Consider the following 8,615-nt stretch of genomic DNA (forward strand, 5'->3'; position numbering starts at 1 on the left):
TACTCATTAATGGATTCCTCCAAATACGAATGAAACCAGGATTTGATTAACTAGCGCGACTTTAATTCGGTTCACTGAGTTTGTTTTCTCGTTCTTTTAGATACAACAGTTTAATAACTGTTATGGCTAATAAATTACGAGTTTTTTTGAGTCAACACAAGTAAACAAGCTTTTAAACTCAGTTACCTTCCGCAAAACATTTTCCGGCATTCTGTTGAGCATTTATGACTGCTCTTAATACTTTGTAATATTGCTTTTCAGAATTTCGGGTTTTAGCTGTAATCTGAAACCAATATTACGAAAGATTACGAAGGGGGCAGGGGGGCAGGAGGCAGGAGGCAGGAGGCAGGGGGCAGGGGACAGTAAATAATCTATTCCCTACTCCCTATTCCCTATTCCCTATTCCCTATTCCCTATTGAGAAGCGGTTGTAAGGTACAACATCTTCACCGAAGTAGCGGCTATATTCTTGGCTCTCGATTATTGCTTCTACAGCAGCCGACAAACCACTATCAGCTAGCAGATTGTTATACTGGCGAATTTCTTCCTGATCTGCGGGTGTACGCCCCAACAAGTGACGGAAGAGGAACTCAATCACCTTGGCATGAGGATAAGGTGATAAGAAGCGCTGGCGATAGATTTCGGAACTAGCTAGTTGACGCACAAACTCCCGCACGGAAATTTCACCATTCTGGAGTTTCCTGTCTAGGTCAGTACGGCGGAAATTATCTGGCACTTCACCGTTAAATACATCCAACACTTGCCGGTAAATGGCGTTAATTACCTGTTGTCTTTCGACTTGGTTTGTGGTTTCAGTTAGACGGTAAATACGTGCATGTTTAGGCACAGCTACTTCCACAGATTGTCCGTTCCCATCGTTGTAGGAACGACCCAGTTCAGCAAATGATATCTGACCATTTGTTTGCGTTGCTATATCTGCGATCGCCTGTGTCAAAAGCGACGTATCGCTAGCCCCGACGCGGGCTTCTACTGGCTTAAAGCTCGGTACAACTACGTCATCGTTTTGCTTGGTAAGCTGGTTGTACAGCTTTTCTGTATTCGGGAAGTTTGCCGCAGGTAGGGTCGGGAAGCGACGGTAAGGAACCGTATCCTCACCAAACACCTCGTTATATTCCACACTATTTACCAAAGCAGCAATAAAGGCACGAATACCTTGAGTAGCCAAAATCTGGTTATACTTGCGAATTTCTGCCTGGTCTAGTGGCGCACGTCCCAAGAAGTGTTTGGTTCCCAACTCAATCACTTTGGTGTTGGGGTAAGGTGTGTAGAATTCTTTCAGGTAGAGGTTAGAGTAACCCAAACCTTCAATAAACTCCTTCACACTAATTTCGCCGTTACCCAGCTTGCTTTCCCACGCCGTAAATTCATTTTTGGCGATATAGGGTGCAATATCCCGCTCAAAAATCTGACGATAGGCAGCGCTGATCAAAGTTTTTACAGCAACTTTGTCACTGGTATTCGCCACCAATTTGAAGATTTTGCTTTGTTCGCGTTGCTTGCTGACACCTTGGTTAATGCGGAACTGAATATCTGGCTCTGACCGATTTTCTGTGACAGTACCCAGTGTCACAAAGCTCGGCGTTACTTCCTTCTGAACTTTCGCTGCAACATCTTCACGAATACTACCAACGCGCAATTGTCGCCCTGATACACCACCAGGAGTCAAATACCGTTCGTAAGGAATTGTATCTTCACCAAATGCTTCGGCGTATTCTACGCTGTTAATAATGGCATCAACTACCGCGTAAAAGCCCTGTTTAGCAGCGATGTCAAAGTATTTGTTGATTTCTTGACGACCATAAGTCGGACGACCCAACAAGCGGCGGTGAATATACTCGATCGCTTTACAAACATAGAGCGATGACCAGTACAGATTGCGGAATACATCCGACTTAGCCAAAGCACGGATAAACTCCCGCACAGAGATGTCGCCGTTTTCCAGCTTGATTTCCAATACCTTTGAGCGCTGACCTTCGTAAAGATCGCGACCGAAAACTTGCAAGTAAGCCGCTTTAATCACTGCTTGCGTCGAGCTTTCAGAGAATCTGACGCTAGAACCTTTGGCAGCCTTTCTACCAATAGTACCAGGCAGTTGATCTAACTTGAACACTTTGGGCCCAAGGGTACCAGGAGCTTCACCCCGCGCATTGGGATTGCTATTTTGGTTATTAATCCCTGCCCCTTGGTGAATCAGGATGCGCTTGGTATCCTTGCCAAAAGGAGCCGGACTGGTGCTGGGGTTGCGAGTTTCTTTCGGGAAAATCGCCCCAAATTGAATTTCTAAGGGGTCATTCCCAGAACCATAGGGATGTTGGTCTGGTAGTGGTTGTTCGTAAGCAGCAAATGTGGTGATGAACTGAGGTATCTTGCGGAAAGGCGCACTGTAGTTAAACAGGTCTTGCTGCGGCCCCCAGTTGCGACATTCTTGTGCTTCTTGACCAAGACCCCGGAGGTAGGGTACTGTTTCTTCGCCAAAATAGTCACCGTATTCAGCAGAATCTACTAAGGCATCTACTAAGGCTGCTAGACCACCATTAGAAATAATCGAGAAGTATTTTTGTACTTCTTCGCGGCTACTTGGCCCCCGTCCCAAAATGTGACGGAAAGCTAGTTCGATGACTCGGCTGTTAATAAAAGGCTGGTAAAACTGTTTTTGGTAAAGGGGAGATTTAGCTAGACGACGGACAAACTCCTTCAGGGAGATGTCGCCATTTTTCACCTTGGATTCTAGGTCAGATATTGACAAGCTATAAGCACGGGTAATATCGCGCTCAAAGATTTGCCGATAGGTCGCTTTGACAACCTCATTTTTTTCACTACTTGACAACCCAGGTTTCATCACAAACTTGGGACGCCGTTCTGACGCATTAAAGTAAATTTGCGGCAGTTCCAACCCTTGCTGGTCGCTAGAGGGGCGTTGGCGGAGTTTATTTGAAGGTGTGGCTGCTTTGAATTCTGTTAGCAAAACATCCATGTACTGAGACACAATCTCTGTAGCCTCAGCATCCTTGCGGAAAAAGGAAAGTGACCCGGCTTTGATTTCTTGTAAAGCTACCAGCGTTGCTTCACCAGAGCAGGCATTTTCAATGATTTCCCGTAAACCCCGTGTGTTCACCGCTATGATGTTGGGGTCGCCAGCAACGATCGCATAAGTAGCGTAGCGCAAGAACCAGGATAAATCCCGCAAGCTCTTGGCCATGTTGCTCGGGCCATATCGAGCAATGTTAATTGGTCTGAAACCTGGAGGTGTCGGGCCACTGGGGGATGAGTTAAATATTGAGCGTAAATTTTCTAGGAACCCACCACGACTTTCAACGTAGGTTACAGTTCCCAGTTGCATCCCTTGCTGAACATTAGCACCAGCACTAACAGGTACTATTTCTATTTCTCTGGGCTTTTCTAAAAAAGCCATTGGCGAACCACCGACAAAAATCCGGTTGGCAGCGCGAGATACGATAATCTCGGCATTATCCGTCAGCGTCTGGGAAATTTCTAGACGCTTTGCACCAGATGCAAAATAGCTTGCCAGTTCATCTAATTCACCACTTCCCAAAAAGCGGTCTTGCTGCTCGGCTTGGGTAATTGTCGCTACAGCTAGGGTTTGATATAGTTGCGGACGCGCAACTGAGCTTCCACCACTTGCCTTAACACTCATCGGATTTGTAAAACTCCCATCATAATCATTTATGTGTTAAGTCTGGGTCGCTTTGAGGCTTGACACATCGGTGTGTCTGTGCTTTATAAACTTGAGAGTACTGCCTGCAAAACTGCCAGTAAATTAACCCGGTTAGCTTTTAGATTAAAACGTTTTGCGTTCTCAAGGCTGGTTTATTAAGAAGTGTGTAGAACCTGTAGCTTAGATGCATCCAGTCTTAAGAGTACATACTCTTATTTGGCTGAGATAAAATCTAAGTTTTGTAACTAAATAATAGGGTAAGCATGGTCTACTGATGCCGAAACCCTCTATTTTGATGTTTGTGGCAGTGTCCACCCTACGATTATTACAACTTATACAAAATTTTAGTTGAAACGAAATTGTTTACAGCAATGTCAGTGGACAGTAGTCATTAGTCGATGTTAAGTTGTTTTTGCTACTGGCAATTGAATATTAATAAATTACGTCACTTGGAATTAATTCATAATTTTTGATACTTTGAGCATTTGCTATCAACATTCTTTAACCGGAAAATACGATGCACAAAAGTTATAAATTTAACTATTTATTTAATGCTACTCTGTCTGCGATCGCAGTTATTATGGCTGTTACTCCTGCAAATGCGCTTCCAGACCAAAATATCAGCACCGTTGTTAAGTGGGCAAAGACGCTAACACGTACAAACTAAAGGTTAGCAGTAAGTATGTCAGCAGTTATAATCAATATAAAACTTCCAGGTTCAAAATATATGAATTTAACTGTAAAAACTTATTCTAACAATACTGCACCCAAGTTAACTTATGATGTGCTGATTGAAAATCAACAAAATGGCGGAGTTACTGCTACAGTGCTAGGCTTGCCAGATTTTAAAGGCTCTGGTGTGACTAAAGAAGAAGCACTAGAGAAACTAATTCAACTTTTACAAGAGCGAGAACCAGAAATAGTAACTTTAGAAATTGAGGTTCCCCAAACTGAACATCCTTGGATGAAATTTGCAGGAATGCACAAAGATAACCCTCTTTTTGCTGAGGTGCTGGAATATATAGAAGCTGAACGGAGTCAAATTGACTTGGAGAATGAGACAGAGTGAGTATTATCTGGATATTAGATACAGACCATCTGTCGTTATTTCAAAATAGTCATCCACTAGTCACACAACGCATAAGACAGCAGAACCCTGAAAATTTAGCCATAACAGTGATTACATTAGAGGAGAAAGTTAAAGGATGGCTGAATGTTATCAACAAATATAATAATCAACCTTCTAAGTATGACAAATTAATATGGGGATACAAGGGATTATGGGATGAAATAGAATATTTCAAAAATATAAAATTACTTGAATTTGATACTAAAGCTTGTAATGTTTATGCTGAGTTAGTTAAGCACAAAATTCGCGTTGGTACTCAAGATTTACGCATTGCGGCAATTACGCTGTCGGTGAATGGTATTTTAGTAACCCGCAACCGGAAGGATTTTGAGAAAGTTCCTAATTTGCGTTTAGAAGATTGGACTATATCTTAATTTGTTTCAAGCCTAAATTGACCTAGATGTTATAATAAATATAAAACTTGGAATATAAAAATATTATGAATTTAGCTGTAAAAACTACCTCTCAGACAACTGCACCAAAGTTAAATTATGATGTGCTGATTGAAAATGAACCAGATGGTACAGTTAAAGCAACATTGCTAGGTTTACCAGACTGTCAAGGTTTAGGAAATACAGAAACGGAAGCGATAGAAAAACTTAGTCAAAGTTTGCAACATCGTTTAGAATCTGCCAAAATAGTCACTTTAGCAATTGAAGTACCCCAAGTAGTAGAAAACCCTTGGTTGAAAATAGCTGGTAAATATAAAGATGATTCGCAATTTGATGAGATGCTGGAATATATAGAAGAATATCGGCGCGAATTAGATGAAAGAAGGGAGTTAAGGTAAATTTAGATGTGAATAGTTTAAGAATATTAGATACGGATCACCTATCTTTGATCCAAAGGGGTAATCCATCTATTAGAAAGCGATTAAATACATTTAATCTTCAAGATATTGCAATAACTATTGTGACGGCTACTGAACAAATACGGGGAAGAATGAATACTATTAATAGGGCTGATTCATCAGGTGAATTAGTCTTAGCTTATGCTAGATTACAAGATACATTAGATGATTTAAATAGTATTAGTGTCGTGGAATTTAGCGAAGATGCTGGCAATATTTACGCTGAATTAGTTAGGCAGAAAATTCGCGTTGGTACTCAAGATTTACGCATTGCGGCAATTACGTTGTCGAGGAATGGTATTTTAGTTACTCGCAACCGGAAAGATTTTGAGAAAGTTCCTAATTTGCTTTTAGAAGATTGGACTATATCTTAATTTTGTGCGATCGCTAGGATTTGACGAGTATGCTATTAATTGTTACGAAGACTTGATTCGTCAAAGAATTCGCATTGGTACTCAAGATTTACACATTGCGGCAATTACGTTGTCGGTGAATGGTATTTTAGTAACCCGCAACCGGAAGGATTTTGAGAAAGTTCCTAATTTGCGTTTAGAAGATTCGACTATATCTTAATTTGTCTTAAGGCTAAATTTACCTATTTGTTTATAGTGAAAAAATTCAGAGTAATATTATTAGCTTCCCAGTATTCTTTGGCTGAATTTAAAATATCCAATGCTATTTGGTACTGTGTAGGGTCAGCTTGAGCAAAGATATCAGCATAGTCATACAATATCACGTATCTCTCAGCCGGACACCATGTTAAATCGGTGATACATTCATCAAAAGCATCCCAATTAGCACCAAAGTATGTAGGAAATTGCATTGCTTCAGCAGCTTTACTTAAAAATGTTTCTTTGCTATTAATTTTTTTACCATCAAGATAAAAAACTTTAGTTCCTGGTTCTGCGGCTATTTGTTCCACTGCTTCACGTATGCTTTGTTTTATATCTATTGACAAACAATTTAGAAATTCACTCATGTATTTATCCTTGTTTATCACGACTACTAGATGACTTCTTGAAAGCTATTGTAGTGATCATCTGTATAGTAAATTTCGGCATTTTTCCCAGTAATCAGACGGCGACTACTATCGCATTCTTATAGAAAACGGCGAAATGAATTTACTGTCCACCTCTAGAACGAATAATTTGCCCTGTAATCCACTGTCCTTGCAATGAGGCGAGAAATAATATTATATGTGCGGCATCTGCTGGTGTACCTAAACGACCAAACGGTGCTTTTTCCTCAATTTCTGAGCGGATTTCATCACTCATCCAGCCTGTATCTGTTGCCCCAGGATCTACGGCATTTACAGTAATATTTTTACTTGCTAGGCTAGCACTGAGACTTAGAGTCAGCGCTTCTATTGCTCCTTTGCTAATAGCGTATGGTAGGTTTTTGGGCATAGGAGCCAGACTTTGACCAGAGGTAAGATTGATAATTCGTCCTCCTGGCCGTCCATCATGGCGATTAGCAAATTCGCCACACAACAATGTAGTACCTCGAATATTTACGGTGTAATGAGTATCAAGTAATTCGGATGATAAAGAGTATATATCTGCTTGTTGATCGTGAGCGGCATTGTTAATTAGAATATCCACTTGTCCCAGACTGCCCTCAATGTGGTCAAAAAGTTTTTTGGGCATTTCTGACTCAGCCAAGTTAACCTCAACCCCTGCGGCTTTGACTCCTTGTAATTTTAGTGACTCAATGATTTCTTCTGCCTCATGAAAATTGCTACCCCAAGGCATCAGCTTATCGTATGGTCGATAATAAGTCGTAAAGATATTTGCTCCAGATGCAGCAAGTGAATGAGCGATCGCTGCACCAATTCCCATGTGTCGGCTTACACCAGTTACTAGGGCAACTTTACCCGACAAACCGTAATCTACCATCTGTAATACAACGCTATTAATTCTATTGGCTTGAATTTTACTCCTTATTGCTTATTAGCATCCGAGATTCGATAAACTCAGAATTGCCCCAAGATTTACTTATCATGTCCGATTCCCAAACTGTTAGTGCTGCTGTTGCCAAACTCTACAATACCTACCCCTTTCCGCCAGAAGCCCTGTTGGATGAACCACCTCCAGGCTACAACTGGCGCTGGAATTGGCTAGCTGCTCATAACTTCTGCACAGGTCAAAAACCCCAAAGGCAAGATATTCGGATTTTAGATGCAGGTTGCGGTACTGGTGTGGGTACAGAGTACTTGGTTCACCTCAATCCTCAAGCTTCTGTTGTAGGAATTGACCTCAGTACTGGCGCTTTGGCTGTAGCAAAAGAACGTTGTCAGCGTTCTGGGGCTACCCGCGTTGAATTTCATCACCTCAGTTTGTTTGATGTGGAACAATTGCCGGGTGAGTTTGATTTAATTAACTGTGTTGGCGTTTTGCATCATACTTCCGATCCAATTCGCGGTATTCAAGCTTTGGCGAAGAAGTTAGCCCCAGGTGGCTTGATGCACATTTTTGTGTATGGGGAGTTGGGGCGTTGGGAAATTCAACTCATGCAAAAAGCGATCGCACTTATTCAAGGTGACAAAAAAGGCGACTACCGCGATGGTGTCCAAGTCGGACGACAAATATTTGCATCTTTACCAGAAAATAACCGAATTGTCAAATACGATAAGCAGCGTTGGTCATTAGAAAATCACAAAGATGAAAACTTTGCGGATATGTACGTTCATCCCCAAGAAATTGACTACAACATTGAGACGCTGTTTGAATTAATAGATGCTTCGGGATTGGAGTTTGTTGGTTTCTCGAATCCGAGTTTTTGGGATTTGGAGAGACTTTTAGGCAAAGCACCAGAGTTAGTAGAACGGGCAAAACAATTGAGCGATCGCCAGCTTTACCGCCTGATAGAATTACTAGATCCAGAAGTAACTCATTACGAGTTTTTCCTCGGTCGTTCTCCCTTAATCAAGTCCGACTGGTC

At 41.5% G+C, this 8,615-nt stretch carries 11 protein-coding genes; 7 read left to right on the forward strand and 4 right to left on the reverse strand.

Going from position 1 to position 8,615, the window contains the following annotated elements:
* Positions 1-399: 399 nt before the first annotated feature.
* Positions 400-3,675 (reverse strand): phycobilisome rod-core linker polypeptide, encoded by a 3,276-nt coding sequence (locus tag LC574_RS14230; protein ID WP_229454123.1) that lies wholly within the window; start codon positions 3,673-3,675, stop codon positions 400-402.
* 538 nt (positions 3,676-4,213) lie between these two features.
* Here LC574_RS14230 and LC574_RS14235 point away from each other — a divergent pair.
* The 6 genes from LC574_RS14235 (at position 4,214) to LC574_RS14260 (ending at position 6,248) form a co-directional block, all read left to right on the forward strand.
* Positions 4,214-4,363, forward strand: a complete 150-nt coding sequence (locus LC574_RS14235; RefSeq protein WP_229454124.1) for a hypothetical protein — start codon at positions 4,214-4,216, stop codon at positions 4,361-4,363.
* A 60-nt stretch (positions 4,364-4,423) separates the two neighbouring features.
* Positions 4,424-4,765, forward strand: coding sequence for a hypothetical protein (locus LC574_RS14240; protein ID WP_229454125.1), 342 nt, complete (start codon positions 4,424-4,426; stop codon positions 4,763-4,765).
* Positions 4,762-5,199, forward strand: a complete 438-nt coding sequence (locus LC574_RS14245) for a type II toxin-antitoxin system VapC family toxin (RefSeq protein ID WP_229454126.1) — start codon at positions 4,762-4,764, stop codon at positions 5,197-5,199. Before LC574_RS14240 ends, LC574_RS14245 begins: the two co-directional genes overlap by 4 nt.
* A gap of 65 nt (positions 5,200-5,264) precedes the next feature.
* On the forward strand, positions 5,265-5,615 hold the full coding sequence (locus tag LC574_RS14250; protein WP_229454127.1) for a type II toxin-antitoxin system HicB family antitoxin: 351 nt from the start codon (positions 5,265-5,267) through the stop codon (positions 5,613-5,615).
* Positions 5,616-5,623: 8 nt separating this feature from the next.
* Entirely contained in the window at positions 5,624-6,049 is a 426-nt protein-coding gene (locus tag LC574_RS14255) for a type II toxin-antitoxin system VapC family toxin (protein WP_229454128.1), read from the forward strand.
* A 4-nt stretch (positions 6,050-6,053) separates the two neighbouring features.
* The gene (locus LC574_RS14260; protein WP_229454129.1) at positions 6,054-6,248 is read left to right on the forward strand and encodes a type II toxin-antitoxin system VapC family toxin; all 195 of its coding nucleotides are present in this window, start codon (positions 6,054-6,056) and stop codon (positions 6,246-6,248) included.
* A gap of 22 nt (positions 6,249-6,270) precedes the next feature.
* On the opposite strand, the gene LC574_RS14265 is transcribed toward LC574_RS14260, so the two are convergent.
* From LC574_RS14265 to LC574_RS14270, 3 genes are read right to left on the reverse strand one after another with little or no spacing between them, the layout of a single operon-like run.
* Positions 6,271-6,654 (reverse strand): barstar family protein, encoded by a 384-nt coding sequence (locus LC574_RS14265; RefSeq protein WP_229454130.1) that lies wholly within the window; start codon positions 6,652-6,654, stop codon positions 6,271-6,273.
* A gap of 26 nt (positions 6,655-6,680) precedes the next feature.
* Positions 6,681-6,752 (reverse strand): ribonuclease domain-containing protein, encoded by a 72-nt coding sequence (locus LC574_RS39040; RefSeq protein ID WP_368736691.1) that lies wholly within the window; start codon positions 6,750-6,752, stop codon positions 6,681-6,683.
* Between the two features lie 44 nt (positions 6,753-6,796).
* Positions 6,797-7,570 (reverse strand): SDR family oxidoreductase, encoded by a 774-nt coding sequence (locus LC574_RS14270; RefSeq protein ID WP_229454131.1) that lies wholly within the window; start codon positions 7,568-7,570, stop codon positions 6,797-6,799.
* 104 nt (positions 7,571-7,674) lie between these two features.
* Between LC574_RS14270 and LC574_RS14275 the strand changes: the two genes are divergently transcribed.
* Positions 7,675-8,615: class I SAM-dependent methyltransferase (locus LC574_RS14275; RefSeq protein ID WP_229454132.1), on the forward strand; the 941-nt coding region annotated here is incomplete at its 3' end.

Origin of the sequence: Nostoc sp. CHAB 5715 (assembly GCF_020829685.1) — a bacterium.
GTDB lineage: Bacteria > Cyanobacteriota > Cyanobacteriia > Cyanobacteriales > Nostocaceae > Nostoc.